Annotated in this window: 18 protein-coding genes; 2 read left to right on the top strand and 16 right to left on the bottom strand. The window is 38.0% G+C overall.

All coding sequences use genetic code 11. From position 1 onward, the window contains the following. Window positions 1-20: 20 nt before the first annotated feature. From CDZ94_RS15745 to CDZ94_RS15735, 3 genes are all read right to left on the bottom strand, one after another. The gene (locus CDZ94_RS15745; RefSeq protein ID WP_096440914.1) at window positions 21-866 is read right to left on the bottom strand and encodes a carbohydrate ABC transporter permease; all 846 of its coding nucleotides are present in this window, start codon (window positions 864-866) and stop codon (window positions 21-23) included. A 4-nt stretch (window positions 867-870) separates the two neighbouring features. After that, a complete protein-coding gene (locus CDZ94_RS15740) occupies window positions 871-1,644 on the bottom strand; it encodes a carbohydrate ABC transporter permease (protein ID WP_425352543.1) in 774 nt (257 codons plus the stop codon). 245 nt (window positions 1,645-1,889) lie between these two features. Beyond that, the gene (locus CDZ94_RS15735; RefSeq protein ID WP_096438626.1) at window positions 1,890-3,233 is read right to left on the bottom strand and encodes an ABC transporter substrate-binding protein; all 1,344 of its coding nucleotides are present in this window, start codon (window positions 3,231-3,233) and stop codon (window positions 1,890-1,892) included. 663 nt (window positions 3,234-3,896) lie between these two features. Here CDZ94_RS15735 and CDZ94_RS15730 point away from each other — a divergent pair. Next, window positions 3,897-4,859 (top strand): D-2-hydroxyacid dehydrogenase, encoded by a 963-nt coding sequence (locus CDZ94_RS15730; RefSeq protein WP_096438624.1) that lies wholly within the window; start codon window positions 3,897-3,899, stop codon window positions 4,857-4,859. A gap of 365 nt (window positions 4,860-5,224) precedes the next feature. Here the strand turns inward: CDZ94_RS15730 and CDZ94_RS15725 are convergent, their stop codons facing one another. From CDZ94_RS15725 to CDZ94_RS15715, 3 genes are all read right to left on the bottom strand, one after another. Continuing rightward, entirely contained in the window at window positions 5,225-6,868 is a 1,644-nt protein-coding gene (locus CDZ94_RS15725) for an SLC13 family permease (protein ID WP_198546725.1), read from the bottom strand. 557 nt (window positions 6,869-7,425) lie between these two features. After that, window positions 7,426-8,073 (bottom strand): superoxide dismutase family protein, encoded by a 648-nt coding sequence (locus tag CDZ94_RS15720; protein WP_096438622.1) that lies wholly within the window; start codon window positions 8,071-8,073, stop codon window positions 7,426-7,428. Window positions 8,074-8,292: 219 nt separating this feature from the next. Beyond that, the gene (locus tag CDZ94_RS15715) at window positions 8,293-9,714 is read right to left on the bottom strand and encodes a YfcC family protein (protein ID WP_245415746.1); all 1,422 of its coding nucleotides are present in this window, start codon (window positions 9,712-9,714) and stop codon (window positions 8,293-8,295) included. Between the two features lie 695 nt (window positions 9,715-10,409). Between CDZ94_RS15715 and CDZ94_RS15710 the strand changes: the two genes are divergently transcribed. Then, entirely contained in the window at window positions 10,410-11,333 is a 924-nt protein-coding gene (locus CDZ94_RS15710) for a S66 peptidase family protein (RefSeq protein ID WP_096438620.1), read from the top strand. Between the two features lie 738 nt (window positions 11,334-12,071). Here CDZ94_RS15710 and CDZ94_RS15705 read toward each other — a convergent pair. From CDZ94_RS15705 to CDZ94_RS15660, 10 genes are all read right to left on the bottom strand, one after another. Beyond that, the gene (locus CDZ94_RS15705) at window positions 12,072-13,046 is read right to left on the bottom strand and encodes a formylglycine-generating enzyme family protein (protein ID WP_483414910.1); all 975 of its coding nucleotides are present in this window, start codon (window positions 13,044-13,046) and stop codon (window positions 12,072-12,074) included. Between the two features lie 201 nt (window positions 13,047-13,247). Beyond that, window positions 13,248-14,825 (bottom strand): extracellular solute-binding protein, encoded by a 1,578-nt coding sequence (locus tag CDZ94_RS15700; RefSeq protein ID WP_157911771.1) that lies wholly within the window; start codon window positions 14,823-14,825, stop codon window positions 13,248-13,250. Window positions 14,826-15,019: 194 nt separating this feature from the next. Beyond that, a complete protein-coding gene (locus tag CDZ94_RS15695) occupies window positions 15,020-16,408 on the bottom strand; it encodes a sulfatase family protein (protein WP_096438616.1) in 1,389 nt (462 codons plus the stop codon). A 79-nt stretch (window positions 16,409-16,487) separates the two neighbouring features. Then, window positions 16,488-17,393, bottom strand: coding sequence for a Gfo/Idh/MocA family protein (locus CDZ94_RS15690; protein WP_096438614.1), 906 nt, complete (start codon window positions 17,391-17,393; stop codon window positions 16,488-16,490). 141 nt (window positions 17,394-17,534) lie between these two features. Continuing rightward, window positions 17,535-18,491 carry an ROK family protein gene (locus CDZ94_RS15685; protein ID WP_096438612.1) on the bottom strand — a complete coding sequence of 319 codons (957 nt, stop codon included), beginning with the start codon at window positions 18,489-18,491 and terminating at the stop codon, window positions 17,535-17,537. Between the two features lie 8 nt (window positions 18,492-18,499). Then, window positions 18,500-19,717 (bottom strand): N-acetylglucosamine-6-phosphate deacetylase, encoded by a 1,218-nt coding sequence (nagA, locus tag CDZ94_RS15680; RefSeq protein WP_157911770.1) that lies wholly within the window; start codon window positions 19,715-19,717, stop codon window positions 18,500-18,502. A gap of 48 nt (window positions 19,718-19,765) precedes the next feature. Then, window positions 19,766-20,743 carry a Gfo/Idh/MocA family protein gene (locus CDZ94_RS15675; RefSeq protein WP_096438608.1) on the bottom strand — a complete coding sequence of 326 codons (978 nt, stop codon included), beginning with the start codon at window positions 20,741-20,743 and terminating at the stop codon, window positions 19,766-19,768. A gap of 92 nt (window positions 20,744-20,835) precedes the next feature. Beyond that, window positions 20,836-21,696, bottom strand: coding sequence for a sugar phosphate isomerase/epimerase family protein (locus CDZ94_RS15670; protein WP_245415745.1), 861 nt, complete (start codon window positions 21,694-21,696; stop codon window positions 20,836-20,838). A 68-nt stretch (window positions 21,697-21,764) separates the two neighbouring features. After that, on the bottom strand, window positions 21,765-22,622 hold the full coding sequence (locus CDZ94_RS15665) for a carbohydrate ABC transporter permease (protein ID WP_096438604.1): 858 nt from the start codon (window positions 22,620-22,622) through the stop codon (window positions 21,765-21,767). A gap of 15 nt (window positions 22,623-22,637) precedes the next feature. Beyond that, complete coding sequence (locus CDZ94_RS15660; protein ID WP_232735657.1) at window positions 22,638-23,597, bottom strand: ABC transporter permease; 960 nt, start codon at window positions 23,595-23,597, stop codon at window positions 22,638-22,640. Window positions 23,598-23,626 lie beyond the last annotated feature (29 nt).

The following is a 23,626-nucleotide window of genomic DNA, read 5'->3' as shown; positions in this document are numbered from 1 at the left end:
CTTCTGTAATCCTTTTGACCTTAGCCTTTTACTCCCCCTGTTGTTAAACCGGCGATAAAGAAACGCTGGAAAAACAAGAACAGAATAATAATCGGAATAATACTTAACACTGAACCTGAGAACAAGATTTGATAATTATTCCCATAGGGTGTAAGTAATGTGGCCAATCCGATCGGTAACGTAAATATGTCATTGGACCTTAACACAAGCAACGGCCAGAGGAAGTTATTCCAGCTTGTCAGCCCTTGCAATATCGCCATCGCCGCAAAAGACGGTAACATAAGCGGGGCCATAATCCTAAAGAAAATCCCATATTCCGTACACCCATCCACTCGCGCTGATTCCATTAGTTCTTTTGGTAACCCCAATGAATACTGTCGGAAGAAAAACACGGCAATCGGTGCTACGATTAACGGAAGCATTACAGCGAGATATGAATCAACCAGCCCGAATGATGTCATCATTCGGAAAAGCGGAAGCATCAAGATTTCAAATGGAATCATTAAGATTAATAGAACGAGCAAGAACACTAACCTTTTCCCTTTAAACTCATACAAGGCGAGTGCATAACCGACCATGGATGAGAAAAACAGCGACAACACGATCAAAACTGCGGAAATGATAATACTATTTAAATACCATTGCCAGTAAGCTCCTCCTTCTGCTCCAAAAATAGCAGTGTAGTTTTGAAAGTCGAAAGCAGATAAGAACAACTCAGCCGACAAGCCATACCTCATCAAATCCGAAGCCGGACTAAGAGACGCTACGACCAGAGAAATGACTGGAAACAACGCCACAAAAGCAACAAACATGAATAACACCAGTAGTAAACCTGAGATTATTTTTTCTTTCAGCGCTTTTTCCATCATATTAATCACCCTTTTTAAATGCACCAGTTAGGTATAGTTGAATGATGCTGACAATAAAGATAATAATCAGGAGAACAATCCCAACAGCGGCACCGAATCCCATGTCATTCCGCTGAATCCCTTCCTGATAAATGTATCCTACAACGGTCAACCCAATGTTCCCTGGAGAGCTCGTTTCCCAGAATACAAAGCTTTCTTCAAACATCCGAAATCCATTAATAGTCGTAATTGTTGATAAGAAAATTACAACTGGTTTAATAGCCGGGAACGTTACATGTCTGAACTTCTGCCAAACATTAGCGCCATCAATGTCCGCCGCTTCGTACAAGTCATTATTTACATTTTGTAACGCTGCCAGAAAGTAGAGGATATTGACCCCCATCCACCTCCACGAAGCAAGTACAACCATCAAAAACATCCCAGAAGCGGCTCCGTATCGCCACTCTATTGGCGATAACCCAATAAAGGTTAAAAACTGGTTCGCAATAGCCGTATCAGAATCCCCAAAAATCATTCGAAATATGGTACCGGCCACGATAACAGATGTGAGCGCTGGGATGAAAATCGCAGCACGGAAAAAGTTTGTGAACTTCATCAGCCGGTTATTCAAGAAAACCGCGAAAATAAGTGGAAGAGCAGTTAAAATGATAACTGTTAAAATAACGTAAATGGTTGTATTTTGCAGCGCTGTATAGAATGTCGGATTAAATACCCGTGAATAGTTCGCAGTCCCGATATAATCAATTTGACCTGGGAGAACTCTCTGAAAACTCATATTCACAGCACTTATAAACGGATATAAAAAAAGTAGTAGAAAAGAAATAATAAAGGGTGAAACAAATATATAAGGTGCTGCGTTCTTCGAGTAGAGAAGCTTTGAGCGGGTTGTCTGTTTTGTTGGAGGTGTTCTCTTCTCAGTTGATATAGAAGTTTGCACGGCTCTTTCCCTCCTTTTTAAATATGTCCGCCCAGGGAGAAAGGGGGACTCACCCTGGGCAGTCAATGATTAGCGATTTGAAATTAGTCTATCATTCTACTTCGTATAGCTTCTGCTGCATCATGCAAAGCATCTTCAGGTGACCTGCTCTGCTCACGCAGCACCGCGTGTAAGACACTTGCTTCAATTTCCTGCTGAGCGTCTGGCGTGTACTCAGTAATGTTCAAGTCGTTCACCTCATCACGGATCCCGAGAAGAATATCGAAAATATCATCGTGGAAGTAGTCATAGAATCGATTATTTTCTCGCATCGCTTCAGAATCCCACACATCGTGGCGAGGAGGGTCAAACCCAAGGATTTCCCACAGCTTAATGTTTCCTTCTTCCGTCAGCTTGGCATACGCAAGGAAATCCTTCGCCAGTTCAGGGTCTTCTGCTTGGTTGGTGACAACGGTTCCAGTTCCACCCATTCCCGCTGAACGGTTACCGCCTTCTTCCCATGCTGGAAGCGGACGAATTTGCATTTTCCCGTCAAGGTCTTCCATATAGTCAAGGAACCGACCCATGTACCACATTGGCATCATTAATGAAGCTGCTCTTCCGTCATTCATAAATCCGTAATATTCTTCAGCGTGGTGACCACCGCCTGGTGAAAGTTCCGCAATTTCATATTCGTGAACTAAATCGTGAATAAATTGCAACGTATCAATATTTGTTTCATTATCTAAAATCACGTCACCGCTTTCATCAAAGTAATCGGACCCTCTTTGACTGATTAACGGATAGAACGTCCATGTCTCATCGGATTCTACTGTCGTCATGACAGCATCCGTATTTTCAACAACTTGGTGTCCAGCCTCAACGTAGTCATCCCACGTTCCAATCGAGTCAATGTCAACACCGGCTTCTTCCATAATTTCTTCGTTATAGAACATTACAGTAGCCCCCACATGCGTCGGCAAACCATAATACTCACCGTCTTTTGCGTAAATTTCATAGCGGGACTCTACCAAATTACCCAGCTCTGGCTCAACGAGGTCATTCATTGACTCTAACTGAACCTCCCCTTGCATGAAGTTAGCATATTGGCCGATTTCAATGTCAGCGATGTCCGGTGCCCCACTCCCAGACTGGAGTGACAACAACAAATTATTGTGCATCTGATCGTACGGGTACGTTTCTGCAGTCAGTTGAATCGCCCGGTCAGGGAACTCTTCATTCCAGCGGTTAACAGCATCTTCAAAGAATTGGGTGTGTAACTCCTGGAAATTCCAGAAAGTCAACTCTGTCGCGTTTTCAATATCATCACCTACGACGACTTGTTCTTCGAGTTCACCACCGCCACCATCTCCGCCAGCATCCCCATTTCCCCCACAGCCCGCAAGCATCAAAACTCCTGATACGAGCATAAATAAGTATTTTTTCATCCCATTACCTCCCACTATAGTAAATAAATATAATTGCTAAATTTACTAATAACTTCATCACCAAAAAACGTACGTACATGTTTGTTTTGGTAGACCTGTTAATGGACACCTCGTGATCTCGTCACTCTTAATACCACCTTCACAGAACACCTCCCACACCACCTTTTAACTGGAAAACAAAGGTTATTGTCATTCAAAAACAACATACTATAGAAGCGCTTTCATTTGAGTATTAACTTGTACGTATGATATTGTTTTTAATTATAAGACACTGCTTAGTTATACGCAAGTATTAATTTTAACTTTTCAGAATTTTGGGTATCTTGTCAAAGTAGATTTCTTATTGTCATTCCTTCTATGCTTTTACGTAATATATTATCAAACTGAAATAAAATCATAGTTTTGTTTATTTGTACCTGTAAACAAAGCTCAACCATCAACCGTATTCCCTTTTTGACAAACGGTGAGGAGACAGCTACCCGTGTGTTCGACAGCCACGAGATAAACCAAAAGCCCAAAAACCTTCCACTCGTATAAGTAAAAAATGAGCGAGAGGTCTTGTTTTCATTGTTTTCCAACCAGGGCCCCTGTTTCTCCCACCCTTACGAAGGAACTTCCTATGCTATAATTTTAATAAAATAAAAAATTTTATGGAGGCCATTTATGCAAAGACGTAAGCTGCTCATCACACACGATATTGATCAACGACATCAAGAACGTGTGAAAGAACTAGTTCCTGACTGGGATGTGATAATCGGGAAAAACCGGGAGATCTGGAGCCACCATGTTAAAGAGGCAGAAATTATAGTCGGGTGGAAGAAAGAGATGAATGAAATTGTGGTCCAGCCTGATGCGAAGCTTCGCTGGCTGCAGACGTGGAGTGCTGGGATTAACGGGCTTCCTTTAAAGTGTTTAGAAAATAAAGAGATTCAATTAACAAGTGCAAATGGCGTTCACGCATATCCAATATCCGAAACCATCTTCGGTTTAATGCTTGCGTTGACTCGAAAGATCCATACATATGTAAGAAATCAGCAGTCAAAAACGTGGCACCACTCCGGAATAGGAATGGAAATACATAATAAAACCGTGGGAATTATCGGTGTCGGCGCGATCGGCAAAGAAACGGCGAAGCTCGCAAAAGCATTCGGGATGACTGTCCTTGGTATCCGTCATTCAGGAGCAGAAGAAGATGACGTTGATGACATGTTCACCCCAGACAAGCTAAACCACATCCTTCCTCGGTGTGATTATGTCGTAGTTACCCTGCCGCTTACAGAAGAAACACATCAATTATTTGGTGCAGAGCAATTTCATCTCATGAAGGAGACAGCGTTTTTTATCAACATCGGCCGCGGACACCTTGTAAAAGAAGCTGAATTGATCGAAGCATTGAAAAACGGACAAATAGCTGGTGCCGGACTGGATGTCTTTGAGCATGAACCGTTGGATGAAACCAGCCCATTCTGGGAAATGGAAAATGTCATCGTTACACCACACACTTCAGGCTCCACTGAACATTATAATAAGCGAGTTATGGAGAATATCTTTATCCCTAACTTAGAGGATTATGTAAAAGGAAAAATTCCTAGCGTTAATTTGGCAGATTATAAAAAAGGGTATTAATGAATCGATTCTTAACCACGGTAGACATTATTTTTAGGCAATAATTATCTTCAATAACATAATACCGATATTAAATCTTTATGAACAACAGACAAATGATTCAGGGCCTAATTTCTACTCAGCGTAACGTTTGTCTCGCGGTGGGGTGGAAAACTATTCCGCAACCTTTTCAACGAGCCCAATGGTTAAGAAAAACAGCGTCAGCATCCGCAGCATGTTTTAAAGTCTCAAGGATGCTTTTCCCTTGAGACGAGCGGAGTGAAGGTAGCTGTCCTCTTATATATTCTGATCTTAAAAAAACCATTACCTTCTATTGTTTAGAATGACCTGAAGGAGTCGTTTGTCTAACGACTCCTTCATTTTGATTACGATCTAAATTCAGATGGATAAACGTTTAAATCAATTCCCCATAATAATGGCAGTAAGAAATAGACCGCCAATGTAATTAAGATGACAGATAAAATGTTAATCCAGAAGCCGTTTTTAACCATTTCTATAATTTTTAACTTACCAGATGCAAAAATAATCGCATTTGGAGGCGTTCCAACAGGAAGCATAAACGCACAGTTTGCTGCCATCGCTGCTGGTACCATAAGCGCAAATGGGTGAATGCCTAAAGCTAATCCTAGAGCTGCTAAAACTGGTAAGATCATCGTAGCTGTTGCTGTATTTGACGTAATTTCTGTTAAGAATAATACTAAAGCTGCTGTAAGAACAATCATTAAGATAAAGTTAACACTTTCTAAAACGGTCAGTTGGCCACCCATCCAATTTGCTAAACCAGATTCACGGAAACCTGCGGCAATCGCTAAGCCCCCACCAAATAAGAGTAAAATCCCCCATGGAACATCTTTCGAAACATTCCAATCTAAAATGCGGCCTCCTTTATTTAGAGACGGAATTAAAAATAATAACACGGCAGCAAATATGGCAATCATCGTATCACTAAGGCCAGGAATTAACATAATTTGACCTTCCCATAAAAACGTTCTTGTAATCCACATAAATGCTGCAAATAAGAAGACTGCTAATACTGCTTTCTCTTCAAAGCTGATCTTCCCTAGCTTGCTTTTCTCATTTTCAATTAGTGTCTTACCGCCTGGTAATTCTTTCAACTGAATTGGATGGGCGACTTTCGTTAAAAACAACCAACTACTAATGAGTAAGATCACAACGATAGGAGCTGCAAAAAATAACCAATCCGCAAAAGAGATTTGAACTCCGAATAATTCTTGAACAGTTGCTGCAAGAATGATATTTGGTGGCGTTCCAATTAACGTTCCAAATCCACCAATTGTTCCAGCATATCCGATTCCAAAAATAAGCACTTTTGAAAACTTTTCTTCTTCTCCTAGATTTGTTTTATCGTTTTTTAAAGCTTGAGCCACTTGATATGTAATAGCCGTTCCAATTGGCAGCATCATCATCACAGCTGCCGTGTTTGAAACCCACATTGATAAGAAGCCTGTCGCTGCCATAAAACCAAACACAATCCTTGATGGACTTGTGCCAATAACTGAAATGATATTTAATGCAATTCGCTTATGAAGATCCCACTTTTCCATTGCAAGTGCAATTAGAAATCCACCTAAAAATAAGAAAATAATCGGGTTACCATAGGACGCCGTAACGGTATCACCATCTAATGCCCCGGTAATTGGCAAAAGAATAATCGGGAGTAGCGACGTTGCCGGAATCGGAATGGCTTCTGTGATCCACCATGTCGCAACCCATAAAGTCGTTGCTAGAACGATTCTTCCTTCATAGCTTAACCCCTCAGGAAAAAAGAATAATAGAACAGCTATGAAGAGAAGGGGACCTAAAAACAATCCTATCTTTTGCGGTGTTTTATAACTGGATGGTTTTTGTTTTTTTGGCTCACTACTATCCTTTTTCACCGTTTCAGCCTTATTATTCGATCTCACCGGCAAAAAAAACATTAGAAGTTTTTTAGATTGATGATGAGAATTCCATAATTTGTTCCAAACTGAAGAAACATTTGCTTTCAACTCAAGACCTCCCTTACATCTAAAAGGCGTTTTATACCATATAAGCAATAGTACTTCTAACCATTTGTATATAATCCAGATGATTCGTTTATTTAGCTAATTAAAAAAGCGCTTTCAACAGAAAAATAAAAAGCCAAACCGCTCTTTTTAGTCTTTACCATTGATTCTTTGTATCTTTAGGAACCGACTCATCTAACGAAGAAAATGGTCCAAATTTGAATGGCGATTTTTTACGGAAAAGCTCATAACCAGCAACTGAACGAAGAAACCTAATTGCAATTGATTACTGTATTTTCCTTCCTGAAACTTCCTGTATACCATACCTATTATGTAATAAGGCTTCACTTTAGCCGAAAACTATATTGGCTGAATCAGGGTTGAATCGTTCACTTTTTCACAGAAAAATCCTGTGACTGAGACCCTGAATTCAGCTCCGCATTGTCTATTTTCAATCCCATAAGTTCATCAAAACCCTCAAAGGGGCTTCCTACTTATTGAAGCACTTTTATAGATGCATTAGGCTTTGGCAGTGAACTACTATTCCCTCTTATAAACTATTACTCTACTACAGAAACGACGCCACACGCTGCTCTATCGCCAGCATCACCAGTATTAAGTGTAGCTTGGTCTGGTCCTGACTCTTCTTGTTCACTGGATTGATAACGATCAGGGATATTAGCAAAGTTATCAGGACCTTCATGAATGATGACAGCCGTATCCGAATTTAATAACTCCTCAGGAACAAATCCGTCTATCACAGCGATCATTTGTGCTGTACCATTTTCATTAACATATAGTGAGGGCATATCACCTGTATGATGGCCATGTCCCTCATCTTCACCATGATAGTGGCCTCCAGCTGTGGTAAAAGGACCATCACTTGCATCTGGATCACAGGCAGCATTCTCATGTATATGAAAGCCGCGATACCCTTGTTCAAGATTTTCGATATTTGCTTCCACTACCGTCAGACCTTGATCATTCAAATAAAAAAGCACTTCACCTACATTCTCATTTTCGGTATTCTTCATCTCAGCCTTTGCTTCAAGTTTACCCATTTGACTAGCGACAGTTGATGCTTCTTCTTCTGTCGTTGACTCTGGTGGAATCTGCTCATCTGTTTGCCCTTGACCATCTTCGTCCCCTGGAGAACAAGCTGCTAAAATGACCAACAGTAGTCCCATCAATAACATACTTTGTTTCATTGTCTAATACCCCTTTCTGTCTTTCTATTTAGTGTGTTTATTATTGTAAATTAATCAACATAATACGTGTGGTTGATTTAGCTATTAAAAAGGATGCTTTACCCTTGAGACGAGCAGCGTGAAGGTGGCTTTCCGCTCTATACATTCTGGTCTTTTAAAAATGGCTATTCTCTATCAGTCTATCTCGTTCACTCAATACCTTATTTATTATCATCACTTCTAGTGAGGTCCCCATTCAATCAACACACCAATAGAAAGCATCACAATGGCAATGGCTACCCAAATTAAAAATAATGGCAGTATCCATTTCACCCATTTTGTCCAAGATACGCCAGCTACCGCTAGACTTGCCATAAGGATCCCTGACGTCGGAAAAATACTATTGGTCAGACCGTCACCAAATTGAAAAGCCTGGACAGCTACTTGTCTCGTTACTCCTACCATATCGGCTAGCGGGGTTAACATAGGCATGGAGATCATGGCTTGACCGCTTCCGGAATTGACCAAAAAGTTTAATAAACCACTCGTAATAAACATGCCAATCGCAGCTATTACCGAAGGAAGATTCTCCAGAGGTACAGATAACGCATAGACAATCGTATCCAACACTTCGCCGTCTTCAAGAACAACTATCACAGCTCTTGCCAACCCTACGACCAGAGCACCATAAGCAAGCTTTTGCGTCCCTTTTAAGAAAGTAACAGCAATGGTGTTATAATGCATGCCAGCAATAATCCCTGAAACTAATCCAATGAATATGAAAAAGGCGGCCATGTGATTAATTGTCCATTCCAATTGAATCGAACCGTATACAAAGAAAATTAAACTAAGAGCAACAAAACTTAAAAGGATCTTATGGCGAAACGTAAAGGGAGCTTCCATTGTTTCATCAGGATTAATTCCCTCATAAATCCCCACAAGACTTTTTGAAGGATCATCCATTATCCTCTTGGCATATCTCCATATGTACCAGATCGTTATAGATAAGATAACGACAAACACAACCATTCGCAGAGCTGCTCCTGAAAACAGGGGTAAATCTGCAATATCCTGAGCAATTCCTACAGTATAGGGGTTCATAAAACCAACATTAAACCCGGCAAAATTTGCTCCAAACGTAATAGCTACAGCAACAATAGGATCAAGCTTTAATGTCCTGGCAATAATCACGCCAATGACGACAAACGCAATGACTGAATTTGCAACCGCCCCTACAGCGCCGCCTAAAGCAAATAAAGTAGAGACAATAGCAATCATCCAAAACTCTTTTCCCCTTGTGATGCCTACTGCCCGGTTAATTCCTCCTCGTAAGGCGCCTGAACGTTCAATAATTTCAAAAGCACCGCCGGTAAATAAAACCATAAAAATAATATCCGCTGATTGAACCATCCCCATTTGAATCGCTATAAAAATATCCATTATCCCTAAAAAGGCTCCATCTGTTTGTGAATATGTATTGGGGACCAATCTTTCTACACCATCAACTGTTTCTCTTTCAAACATTCCTGATGGTATCAAATAGGTAGAAATAACAGAGACAAGCAAAACCAGAAATAGTATTACATAAGTATCCGGCATTTCCCACCTTTTTCTGTTTAGATCCTTTGAAGTACTATGTTGCTTGTCTACTTCCGGTTTCATCGTCAAACCCTCCATCACGTTTTTATTTTAGCGGGGTGTTGACTGCCAATTTTCAAATACTCATTTTCTATTTTTTGTAAACCAACTTCAATTAGCTTTGTTGTCTACGAGTTACTTGATATGTTGACATAGAAGTTTAATTGGTGCTTTAAGTTGTTATTCTTATTTTATGGAATAACTCCCCCTTTTTTCTCAACAAAAACATCATAGATATAGCACTCATTTAAAAAGACCGCTAAAAACAGCTTCGCACCTCATCGTTCGCTTGCTTCTCCATCTCGACCTACTCAGCTTGTTTTATGCTCCTTTTTGAACACGTTTTTATGTAAATATATCTATTTATGATTTGCTAGTTAATAAAAGCATTATAGTATTACATTTAAACAAAGCAGAAAAAGGGTTGTCAATTAAATTATAATTATATTCTAAAAATTCCAAACTTCCGTCCTCATACTCGTTTCTCTTACCCTTTTATTCAGGTAATAAGGCCTAGGAAAAATGAAAGTTATTTATGGAAGTAGCTATCGTTCTCTTCTTGGGTGTATTTTTTTCAATTGAAGGATTCTTCGTTCGTTTTACGATCAAGCGGTTCATAAGCATTTTGCTTATAAAATAAATATCTCTTCATATATTTATAAGTAACCGCGCTCTTATACCTCTAGCCAATTCAAAAGTGAAAACAAGGAGAGAATATCATGGCCATAAGACCACCGTTGTTGCAAAGCGGAGATTCGATTGGATTGGTTACAGCTGGTAGCCCTCTTGATGCTAATACGATTAATGCCAGAGCTCAAACTTTGAGAGATATGGGCTTTGATGTCGTTTTTGGCAATCATATTTATGCTTTTGAAGGCATCGAAGCTGCACCAGCTCAACAAAGAGCCGAAGATGTAATGAGCATGTTCAGAGATCCAAATGTCAAAATGATTCTAGCCACACGAGGAGGGACTGGGGTTCAGACCATCCTTCCTTATCTAGACTATGAAGACATTAACGATAATCCTAAAATAATTTCTGGTTATAGCGACATCACCGTTCTCCTTAACGCGTTGTATCAATTTAGTGACTTAATGACGTTTCACGCCCTCATGCTTATCGATTTTAGAATGGATACACCTGCATATAACTTTAATCAATTCTTTGAAGCTACCTCTACATTGAATACTCCTAGGCTAATTGAAAATCCACCGAATATGCCACAGGTGAGCCTAGTACCAGGTAATGTAACGGGACCTATCGTAGGCGGAAACTTGACTTCGATCGTTAATACTCTTGGAACACCATATGAAATTGATACAGAAGGGAAAATCCTTTTCTTAGAGGAAATCAATTCCCCTACTACAACAATTTTGAGACATTTTACTCAACTATCGATGTCAGGTAAATTCCAGGATTGTCTAGGTATAATCATAGGAGAATGTACGAACTGCCCCGTATCTTATAACACTACGTATGCAGATTTAATCAATCATAAGTTAGTACCATTAGGAAAACCTCTGATGACCAACCTCGCTACAGGACACGGTTCATATAAAGCTACTATTCCGATAGGTGCGTCTGTCAATCTCAATACGATAGATAATACATTGACTGTGCTTGAACCTACTGTTTCTGAATAGTTTAATTCAAAAAATCTCTCTCAATAACCCGCCACTTTCTAACCAACAAGAAAAGCCACCTCAACCGTCACAAATGGTGACAGATTGAGATGGCTTATCGCGTAAATGACGAATTCTACTTACTCATCTTTTTTTCTATTATTTCGATCTTTATTTAAAACATCCTCTAGTTAATCTGATAGTTTAAAAAAAGCATTAAACTTGTTCGAACAGCAGATGGAATATAATAGTCAAACATAACAACTAAATATAATATAGCATATTCAAGAAAATACCTATCAAGAGTAATGAACCTACAATGCTAAGCTAGTTTGGCTAGTTTAATCTATACAAAAGATCATCCTTTGTAACCATGTTAAAACGATGATTTTTTATCCACTAAATTCTTTACAAAATATTTATCGTATCATATTATGTCGCCAAAGAAACTACTTGTTTAGATCTCAAACCCACTGCATTTTTTCTAGCACTACTTCATTCTAGTTTATCAATTATAGTATACTCAAAATGGACATTTTTAGGGTGTACTCACTTTAGTCCTACGGGATGAATGCCTCTTCCTGTATGGTAGTCAGTCCGTGCTGGAGGCTTTTTCAGAAATGGTTTCAAACAATACGACCAAAATTCACCCTAATTGTGCTTACTTCTAAACACTTAAATTAGATATACAGGAATAAGCCCCTCTTAATTACTCTTATAATAGTTATTCTCTCTACAGACCGTACCCACCCACTATTATTATAAATCAACAGCACAGCGAAACCCTATATTTCCGGTTGAACTATCTGGGGTATTCCCAATCCTAGATGCAACACGATAACGATTACAATATGATGTATGACAAAGATAGGAACCACCTTTCATGACCTTAGCTATACCTTTTTCTGGTCCTTTTGGATTTATTATCACTTTTCCTCTAGGTTGTTCATTAGAATACCAATCGGAACACCACTCCCATACGTTTCCAGAAACGTTATATAATCCAAAGCCATTTGGTGAATATGAGTTTACTGGTGCTGTTGATATGAAGCCATCAGCTGCTGTATTATTAGTAGGGAAATTACCTTGCCATATATTGCACTGATGCTTTTCATCGATTAGAAGCTTATTTCCCCATGGATATTTTGCTTTACTAAGACCACCTCTTGCAGCGTATTCCCACTCGGCCTCTGTTGGTAATCTTTTACCCGACCATTCACAGTATGCTAATGCATCATTCGATGATACGTGCACTACTGGATGGTTTAAGCGAGGTTCAATAGATGAATCTGGTCCTTCTGGGTTTCTCCAAGTAGCTCCTTCAATCACCAGCCACCAAGGAGTCTCTTTTACAGCTTGTTTTACACTCTTTTTAACTTCATCAGAAACTAATAAATGAAAAACAAAAGACCAACAAAACCTTTCAGCATCAGTAACATATCCAGTATCCTCTATAAATTCTTTAAATTGTTTATTTGTTATTGTGTATCGATCAATAGCAAAGGGACTTAGTTTAACTTTCCTTATAGGACCTTCACCATCTAATGTAAACCCTTCTTCATCATTTGTACCCATATAGAATTCACCTCCACATAAGTTAATGAGATTTTCACCATGCCGCACTTGTTTTCCTTTATCTCTACCCATTTCCCTCTGCTTTAATAGAGCTTTTTGACTGTCATTATTTATTGCTCCTCTATCTACAGTACAACAAGTTTTGTGTTCCACATACAGCCTCCTCCAGATGCTTTATCCATTAGATTAACGGAGAACCCTTCACAGATACCACCTTTCTCAATAATTTCCATCACGATAGGATCGATAAATTCTTTATTTCTCACTAGGACCGCAAAACGAACAGCCATATCTTTTAAACATCACTATTTTGTAAACGCTTTTAAAACCTAAATTGACTACCGGTCATTAGCCTACTTATTATTGAATTCGCTCATAGGAACCCTGATACGTGTCCAACAATTCCTGTAAGCCAATATCATTGAGCTCCTCAATGTAGTCATCCCATTCATCTAAACTTCTTTCACCTATAATAAACCGACCTATATTTTCTTCAAAATGCGTATTAATTGATTCTCTCACAATAGATGTTTCTGAATTTTCAGATGAATTTAACGTTGGAGCAGTTAGAACCTGGGGTGCATCGTAATCTCCAGCTTGTTCAAAACCTAGGTTAAGTTCATCGGATGCAAATGCGTGAACAGACTCAAAATCATTAAATGAAATGAATGCTCCATTCGTACTTACACCTGTTTCTTGGTTGAAACTTTCTCGTGAATCATAAAGCATTTCCACTTCACCATCTACCACTTCGTGTGTCACGCCTTCTTTCCCTAATGTTAAAAAATCTATTGCTTCTTCTGTATAATGCCAATCGATGTACTTTAAGGCATCTTCAATATTATCAGATAATGTTGATACAGCCATTCCGCGTTTTACATTTGTACCTTCAAAATTATGTTGTGGTGCACCATCATACCCAGCAGGAGGCGGCATAAATCCTATTAAAAATTCGTCATTTTCTTTTTGCATGGTACTATTCAATCCATCCATTGCACTGAGATAATCAACGGAAATGAAACTTCTATCGCTTGTAAGGTATTCCTCCCAGTCATCTCTATTATCACTTAACCAAGTTGGCGGGATAATTCCTTCTTCATAAAATGTATTTAGCCACTCAACCATAACTTTGTATTCACCCTCAACAGGAGCAAACGTCCACTGCTCTGTCTCTGGGTCTAAATAAAATTCACTATGTGGCAGGTCGAATTGAGGCGCCATCATATGGAAATGTCCGAAATCATTTCTAAATACGAACGGGTGGCTCCCTGGATAAATTTCTTGTAACTCTTTAGAAACTTCATACAATTCTCCCCAAGTAGCAGGCTGGTCTAGATTATGTTTTTCGAAAATATCTTTACGATAAAGATAGCTTCTTCTATTAGAATCGCCATCATTGAAAGAAGGAGCAACATATAAAGCACCATCAGCAGACACTGCAGGGGCTTTAATGGTTGGGTCTTCTTCTAGCACCTTAAACATGTTAGGCATGATGTCTTTGTACTCTTCCATATCGACAAAAGCACCATCTTGACCAAACCGGTTAAACACATCAAAGTCTAATGCCCAGTAAATATCCGGCATGTCACCAGAAGCGATCGTAAGATTCAGTTGTTCTATATAGTTGGAACCTTCTACAGCCATCATATCTAGCTCCACATTTGTTTTTTCAGTTAACCACTCCCAAACATATTGATCTTCATCATAAGCCCAACTAGGATGATTTCTATTAAACATGCTTAATTCCGTCATCTCTTCAAACAGCCTATCCCCTGACTCACTGTTTTCATTATTTTCATTATTTTCATTACTATCTTGTTCTTCTTCTGCGTTTAAGTCATCACTTTGACTCACTTCTTCACTATCACTACAACCAACCATCAAAGCTACGGATAACACGAATACAATTAACGTCGCGAGCCTAATGTTTACCTTCATAAAACATCTCCTCATTTTTATTTTGTCCATTCGTAACCCTCAAATCCAGTAACATTTAAAAGAAATTTTTACATCAACCTCTTTTATACAGCAAATCACTAGAATCACAAAAAGATTTTATAATACTGTTTAAAGCGTAATAACATCCAAAAAGTCTATTCAAGGTCTTAACTATAGACCAGTAGACACTCTGCTTACTGTGTTTCTTTATAGTATTCTCTCAAACGATTTAACTCTTGTTTTAATTCTTGCAAAGTTTCATGATAATTTGGATCTTTGTATACATTATTGATTTCTAATGGGTCTTTTTGTAAATCAAATAATTCCCATTCAGGTTCAGTCTTTTGTTGAAGAGCTCCTTTTACATCTAGAGGATCTCCATAGTAATAAATAAGTTTGTATCGTTCAGTACGTATTCCGAAATGAGCACATACGTAATGTTCCTTTAAATGTTCCCAATACCTATAGTAGACTGACTTTCTCCAATTTTCAGGAACACTCCCTGTACAAATAGATTTAAAACTCTCACCTTGCATTTCTTCATTAGGGTTCACACCCGTAAAGTGTAGTAGCGTCGGTGCAAAGTCATTATTAATAATCATTTCTTTTGATGTTGTGCCTGGTTCAATCTCTTTCGGATAGCGGATTAAAAACGGCATTCGCAATGATTCCTCATACATGAATCGTTTATCATACCATCCGTGTTCCCCAAGGAAGAATCCTTGATCCGATGTATAAACAACAATCGTATCCTCAGTAAGGTTATGTTCATCTAAGTAATCTAACAAGGATCCAATATTGTCATCCATCGCAGTAACACAGCGTAAATAATCTTTTATATACCTCTGATATTTCCAACTTTTTATTTCCTCTTTTGTCAGCCCCTCCGGTGGAACACCCTTTACATCCCTTTCGTTCATGTCCTCAATTCGCATATCTGCTATCTGGGCTGCTTTCGACCGCTTATCATCACTTTGATTAAACGTTTCTGGCTCGGGAAATGTACTATCTTCATACAAATCCTTATAACGTTCAGGTGGATCCCATGGACGATGCGGTGCTTTATGGTGCAACATGAGCAAAAACGGTTGTGATTTGTCCCTATTATCTAACCATTGAATAGCATCTTCTGTAATAACATCAGAAGCGTACCCCTCTACCTTTTTTTCTTTATTTTCTTGCATCATAACTGGATTATAATAGGCACCTTGACGAGGAAAAACATTCCAATAATCAAAACCTGTAGGATCACTATGTCCACCATGACCAAGGTGCCATTTTCCTACTAGGGCAGTTTGGTATCCATCTTGTTGCAAAAGTTTAGGAAACGTTTGCTGACGACCATCAAATCGATCAGACAACCCTCGAACACCATTGACGTGACTATAATTACCTGTTAATACCGTTGCTCGACTAGGTGCACATAGCGCATTAGTACAGTAAACATGATCAAATCGTTTCCCCTCTTTAGCAAGTCGATCTATATTCGGAGTCTCATTAATTTTGCTACCATAGGAACTGATTGCTTGCGTAGCATGATCATCACTCATAATATAAACAATATTCGGTCTTTTTTTCGCCATTCTTCCCTCTCCTTAAATCTATATTGAATAACCCCTAATTAGTTCCATCCTTTTCAATCCCATCAATACCTTACCTAAACTATAAGTGAACAACCTTCCCATTCCTGCGACTCTCATTCGCGGCTTCAATAAATCGAATAGTTTCAATGGATTGTTGAAGATCTACAGGTTGTTCCCCTGTTTTAAACATGTGAATGATTTTTTCTAAAGTACTCGCATACTTTGATTTAGGGTGAGAATTTGTATTAACAAAGTGAGTACCGGCATCGGTATGTATAAGAGCTCCGAATTGGTCATTCCCTTTACGATTCCCTCTAACAGTTCCTACGGCCCCATTCTCCCATACACCTATGGCAATATCTTGGTCTTCATTCGTTGTTACATGCACACTTTTGCAATCATTACCTAGAACAGAATACAACATTTCAACTGTATGAATTCCGTACCAAAAAAAACCAGGCTGTGTCGGTTCGATATTCATTGGGCCAAACATATCAGCACCATATACCGTCTCTTGTCCTGCTTTATGTACTGTTTGAGTAAAAGACTCTGCATATCTAAGTATGGAACAAGTCATTAACGAGACATGATGTTCAGAAGCCAGATTTACGATCTTTTTTGCATCAGAAGTAGAACATGTAAAAGGTTTACTAATATACACAGGCTTTCCATAAGAAACTACTTTTTCAAACTCTTTTAAACGAATCCTTCCATCAACAGAAGTAATCATTATTGCATCTACGTTTTCTGCAACTGCTTCAATAGAATCTACAATTTTCACTCCATACTCGTCACGGAGTTTACTTGTTACTTTGTCTACACGAGAATAACTAAGTTCAATATCAGCAGATCCTCCGGGATACCCTACCGTCACTCTTCCACCAGAAATCGCAAATTTTTCACTGGGATCATTAAGCAATTTAGTAAATGCTGAACAGTGTGATGTATCTAACCCGATCATCCCTATTTTTAATTCATCTGACATACTATCCCCCCCCGTGACTTTTAACCTATGTATCAAGGTTTCATTGTTTATCTAACATTTTAAACATCCATCCTATATAGTTAAGTCTTTAATTTGTCTCTAATTCAAAACAAATGACACGGCTTAATCGGAAGTAAACATTTAATTAGTAGTTTTTTTCCAAGGTTGACATGCAGCACCAATCAACCCTGCGTTATCTTTAAAAGGGGAGGTTCTTAGTTGTACTTGCTCCAAGTTAGGTACATCATTAGAAGAATATAAACGATATTTAATTTCTTTAAGGATCCATTCTGAATTAGTGATAACACCGCCAGCAAATATAATAGTGGTAGGGTTAAATATCCGTATTAAGGACTTGGTAGCTGAAGTTAAAGCACTTAGCATCTCTTCCACTACAGTAACCGCTTCTGGTAATTTCTCATGATACCATTTAAATACCTGCAAACTGTTTATTTCATACGAATCTAGCAGATGATGATTAGTAGCTGTGTTATTCTCACTTAATAATGACACCATTCTCTCAGCAACCCCGTTACCTGAGGCATAGGTTTCTAAGCAACCTTTGTTACCACACTTGCAAACAGGTCCATTAAAGTTCACTGTAATATGCCCTAGCTCGCCACCTTCACCGTTACTACCTTTTAATAAAACATGATTAGATATGACCCCTCCACCGACCCCCGTGCCTATCGATAAGCAAATAATATCCTTTTCCTTCTCTTTTATTCCAACGTAGTACTCGCCAATTGTGAGAGCGTTAACATCATTTTCTATCCAAACGGGTAAATGAGTGATGGTAGATATTTCTTTATATAGGTTAATATTTCTCCACCCCGGAATATTTGCTCCTTTTAATATCATTCCTTCCGCACTTACCACCCCAGCAACTCCGATACCGATACCTTTGATATGCATATTTTCGTTATCGGCAATCTGTAAAAATTCTTTAAGATTTTCCTTTAACTCCCTTAACAAATTATCTTTTCCAGATTTAGGTGTGGGAATTCGATGGGTATGAATAATGTCCGCTTTATCGTTCATGATTCCCATTAATATTTTCGTTCCACCAATATCAATCCCAATACTGTACTCCTCCATGTTTTCACCTATTTCTTTAGTATTGATTCACTACGCTTATAGGAAATTTCCCCTTCGCAGATAGAATATTCTACTTCGAAATCGCTGTTTAATATGACGATATCTGCATCTTTTCCTACTTCAATTGATCCTTTTTCATGATCAATTCCTAAAATTGTAGCTGGCGTTAAACTTGCCATTTGTGCCACTTCCGGATAAGGTAATTGCAATAATTCAATTACATTTTTAACAGCCTCATTCATCGTTAATGTACTACCTGCAAGGTTCCCCTCTGAATTTCGCACAATTCCGTCTTTCACGCATAACATTCTGTTTTCAGTTACATATTCACCATCAGCCATCCCCGTTGCCCGAACAGAATCAGTAATTAAGGCTACGCCTTCAGCTTTCTTGTTTTTCACCAACAACTTTGCAGCCATTGGGTGCGAATGGATAGTATCTAATATGATTTCTGTGGTCACTTTGTCAGATAATAACGAAGCGCCTAGAATTCCAGGCTCGCGGTGGTGAAACCCCCTCATCCCATTAAAAAAATGCGTAACATGACTCACCCCCCAGTTAATCGCCTCTTCCATTTGATCGTATGTCGCATCTGAGTGTCCTGCTGAAACAACGATTCCGTTCTGTTTTAGAAATTTTATTACTTCTTCGGCATTCTCTAATTCAGGAGCAAGTGTGATCATCCTCATATTGTTCCCTGAAATCTGCATCCATTTTTTTAATATTTCTTTTGATGGTGCTTGTAAATTCTCGGGATTCTGTGCGCCCTTATACTTTTGACTTAAAAATGGACCTTCTAAGTGAATACCCAAGATATTTATTTTGTTGAATCGAGATAAATAATCAATAGACTCTTTAAGTCTTAAAAGGGTACTCTCTATTTTATTTGTTTCCATTGTCCGAGTCGTAAGTAATAGAGAAGTAGTTCCATGCTTTAGCTGATATTCACAAAAAGTCTTCAGGTCTGCATTTTGATCACATATATCAATCCCGTGCCCACCATGAATATGCAAGTCAATAAAACCCGGAAATACCATTTTCCCTTTTGCATCTATAACTTCCTCATCAGAAGGTGTAGAAATATCTTTAGATACCCTGGTTATTTTTCCTTTTTTTGTTAAAATAGATGAATTGCAAATTCCATAAGGAGTAATCACGTTCCCATTTTTAATTAATATCGTAAACTCCCCCTTAATGTATGATAGAAAAACACCCTTCGATAACATATGAATAACACGACACACATAATCAAGTGCCTATTAACTCATTAGGTCTTATTTTCGTACTGGTAATTCACGGCCACATTCATGTGAACGATAAATCGTTTCCAATACCGATATAATAGATTTTGCATAAGAGTTAGAGGAGTTCAACTCTCTATTTTGTTCGATACCTCGTAATAAATCATAGTACTTCAATCGAAATGGCTTAATTGTTTCTGTTATTTTTATTTCTTGGTATTCACCTCCCTTAGTAACCCAAAGACCTTGTCCGCTTAACAGTTTTAACATACCATTTGTAAAGATGAATTCCGTTTGATTTTTAGGCACTCCTGCATACCCTGACATCGATATGGTTGCAGTTACTTTTTTAGATGTTTCCAAAAAAACAAGCCCACTGCCTTCAACATTTCCTTTTTGGCCATAATATGAAAGTGAGGCTTTCACACTTGTAACCTCGCTACCTGTTAACCATTGAATTTTATCAATGGAGTGAGAGCCAAGGTTCATCATTATACCTCCACCTGCTTTTTCTTTTTCAAAAAACCATGCCGGACGTTTCGGACTATAATAATTTAAATGACGTGTATCATTTATCATTACTAAATGACCTAGTTCCTCTGATTCAATGATCGCTTTCGCTTTTAAGTTTTCTGCCATATAGTGTTGTGTATGACCGACAAGTAATTGAACATTATTTTCCTTCATTGCTTTAATAATTTCATCACATTCTAGACAATTTAATGCCATTGGTTTTTCTAACATTACATGACAACCTTGGTTTGCACACCAAACAGCTGCTTCTTTATGTAAAAAATGTGGCAAGGTAATAACTACAATATCAGGTCTTTCAGTTTCCACCATCTCTTTATAATTCGTATAAGGTTTTACAAGTTCACTAGTAAGTTCTTGAAGTTTGTTCTCTTGTATGTCCGCTATTGCAACAGCTTGAAGCTTTTCAATTTCATTTATTGCTTTTAAATGTGATTTTGAGATAATTCCTGCTCCAATTATCGCAACCTTGTATACCATTTGATAACTCCTCCTCTCACCTTCTATTAAAAAGTTAAACGAGCAAGTAGTACTTCTTGATACTAACGCTGAATTTATATAAATGAATACACTTAATTATGAGATAACATTTCTTTTACTTTCTTAAGGTCATGACCAAGTCTTTCAATAGGTGATAGAGGAGCGCTGCATTCTAGTGTTAGCCATTGATTATAACCAACCTCTTTTAGAGTATCAAAGAGAGGTTGATGATCTGCCTCTCCATTCCCTAGTAGACAATGTGTAAACTTTTCCTCACCATGTTTAGTGAAATTAATAAATGAACCTGGTTCAGATAGATCACTTACTCGCTTTTCATCTTTCACATGTACATGAAACAGATCATTCCCTAACTTCAAAACGGACTCTCGCCCATAATCTGTATCCGTAATATACATATTCCCTGCGTCATGTATCAAGCCGACATTTTCGTGATCTATCATTTCTAACAAACGTAATGCGTTGTCTACCGTTTCTACCAACGAGATATTATGAATTTCCAAGACGATGTTCTTATTATATTTTTTTGCTTCTACTGCACATTCATTTAACCAAAATGCCGCTTTCATATAATGATAATCTTTTGCTAAAAAGGCATTGGGTCCTCCTTGAAAGATACGAATCATGTCTGCATCTAAAATTGAAGCCCATTCTAAGATTTGTTTAAAGTCTTCTAACTGTTGCTGACATTCCTTGTCACTTGAAGTTGAAAATTTCCCCATGTAACCACCCAACGCAGGTATTTCAAGTTCTAATTCAGTTGATAACCTTTTAATTTCTTGAACTCGTGGAAGAGTGGTTTTAACAGATAAATGAGGTTCCTTACAGGCAATCTCAATCCCATTAAAACCAAGATTCTTCACAGTTTTCATTGTTTCATGAATACTGTATTCTCTAAACGCACCACTAAAAGCAGCAAACTTCACTTTGATCATCCTCTCTAATTACTAATCACACTTTCATGCCATCCATTCAGCTTTGAAACTATTATTCAATCTGCTTATTAACCTTTTACTGATCCTAGCAAAGCACCTTTGACGAAGTACTTTTGAATAAACGGATACACACACAAAACTGGTACTGTTGAAACTAATATTGTTGCATACTGAATGGTTAAAGCAATTCCCTCTTCATTACCGTCAACAGATTGTTCCATTTGCCCTTGCATAACGATATTCCTCAATATCATCTGTAACGGATACAGTTCTTCAGACCGCAAATAAAGTAAAGAGTTCATAAAATTATTCCAGATAAAAACTAAATAGAATAATCCAATTGTAGCTAAAACTGGCTTTGATAATGGGAGCATGATACGCCAAAATATTCCGATATCATTCAAGCCATCAATTTTACCAGATTCCTCCAATTCAACAGGTAAGTTAGCAAAGAACGTCCTCATTACAAAAAAATTCCACGCAGAAACTGCTGAAGGAAGGATCATCGCCCACCGTGTATCGATAATTCCTAATTCTCTTACAACTAAAAAAGTAGGAATCATACCTCCAGAAAATAACATCGTAAACACAATCATGAACGAGAAACCACCGCGCCAAACCAATTGCTTTCTAGATAACGCATAGGCACCCATTGCTGTTACCGCCAAAGAAAGACTTGTCCCGGTGACAACATAAATAATAGTATTTATATAGCCTGTATGAATACGAGAATTTTGTAACACTTGCTCATATACACCAGTTGTAAAACCCTTAGGCCAAAAACTCACCTCACCTCTCATGACATAGTAATCAGCACTTAACGACACAGCTGTCATATGAATAAATGGATAAGTCATTACCAATACCATAAGTAACATAAAGCTGGTGTTTACAATGGTAAACCAGGTGATTTTACGTTTTCTCATCATTTGTCGCCCCTTTTACCATAAGGTATTTTGTCCTGTTCTACGTGCCAAGTAATTAAATGCCACCACAAGTATTAAACTGACTACACTCGTAAAGAAATCAACTGCTGCAGCATAACTATAATTACCATTAACTAAACCCATCCGATAAACATGAGTCGCAAGCACATCAGAAGTTTCATACGTTAATGGGGTTTGTAACAAATACACTTTCTCAAAACCTAACTCTATAAGATTACCAATGTTAAGTAAAAATAGAATAACCATCGCAGGTAAAATACCTGGAATTGTAACATGAAGGGTTTGTTGCCAACGGTTAGCTCCATCGATCTCAGCCGCTTCATATGTTTGCGGGTTTATGCCCGCTAACGCAGCTAGATAAATAATTGTTGACCATCCAACCGTTTGCCAAATATCTGAAGTGACATAGATTGTACGAAACCATTCGGCATGTACTATAAAATTAATTGAGTCAATGCCGAAATAACCAATTAATTGATTCACTAAGCCTCCATTTGGTGACAAAAACATAACTGCCATACTTATAACAACAACATTAGATAAAAAGTGAGGTAAATAACTTACAGATTGTACAAAGCGTTTAAATAATTTTACTCTTATTTCATTGAATAATAGAGCCAAAATTATTGGTGCTGGAAATCCAAAGAGTAAGTTATAAAAGCTTAATAAAAGCGTATTTTTTAATAAGCGATAAAAATCTGGACCTGTAAAGAACATAATATAGTGATCTAAGCCGACCCACTCACTAGCCCATATTCCTTGAAACAAGTTATAGTCTTTAAATGATATGACCATCCCGAACATTGGTAAATATTTAAAGACTATAAAGTAAAGAAAGCATGGGACAAATAAAAGAAGTAAATATTTACTTTTTGCGAACCTATTTAATAAAGAGCTCTTTTTATTTAATGTAGTCTGATACTCGTCTATTTTCGAGTTCGTCTTCATTTCCATGAATAATAATACACCTCCACCTTTCATTG

Origin of the sequence: Alteribacter populi (genome assembly GCF_002352765.1) — a bacterium.
In the GTDB taxonomy this organism is placed as follows: domain Bacteria; phylum Bacillota; class Bacilli; order Bacillales; family Salisediminibacteriaceae; genus Alteribacter; species Alteribacter populi.
The sequence above is the reverse complement of the archived record's forward strand: the minus strand, read 5'-3'. Positions and strand labels throughout refer to the sequence as shown.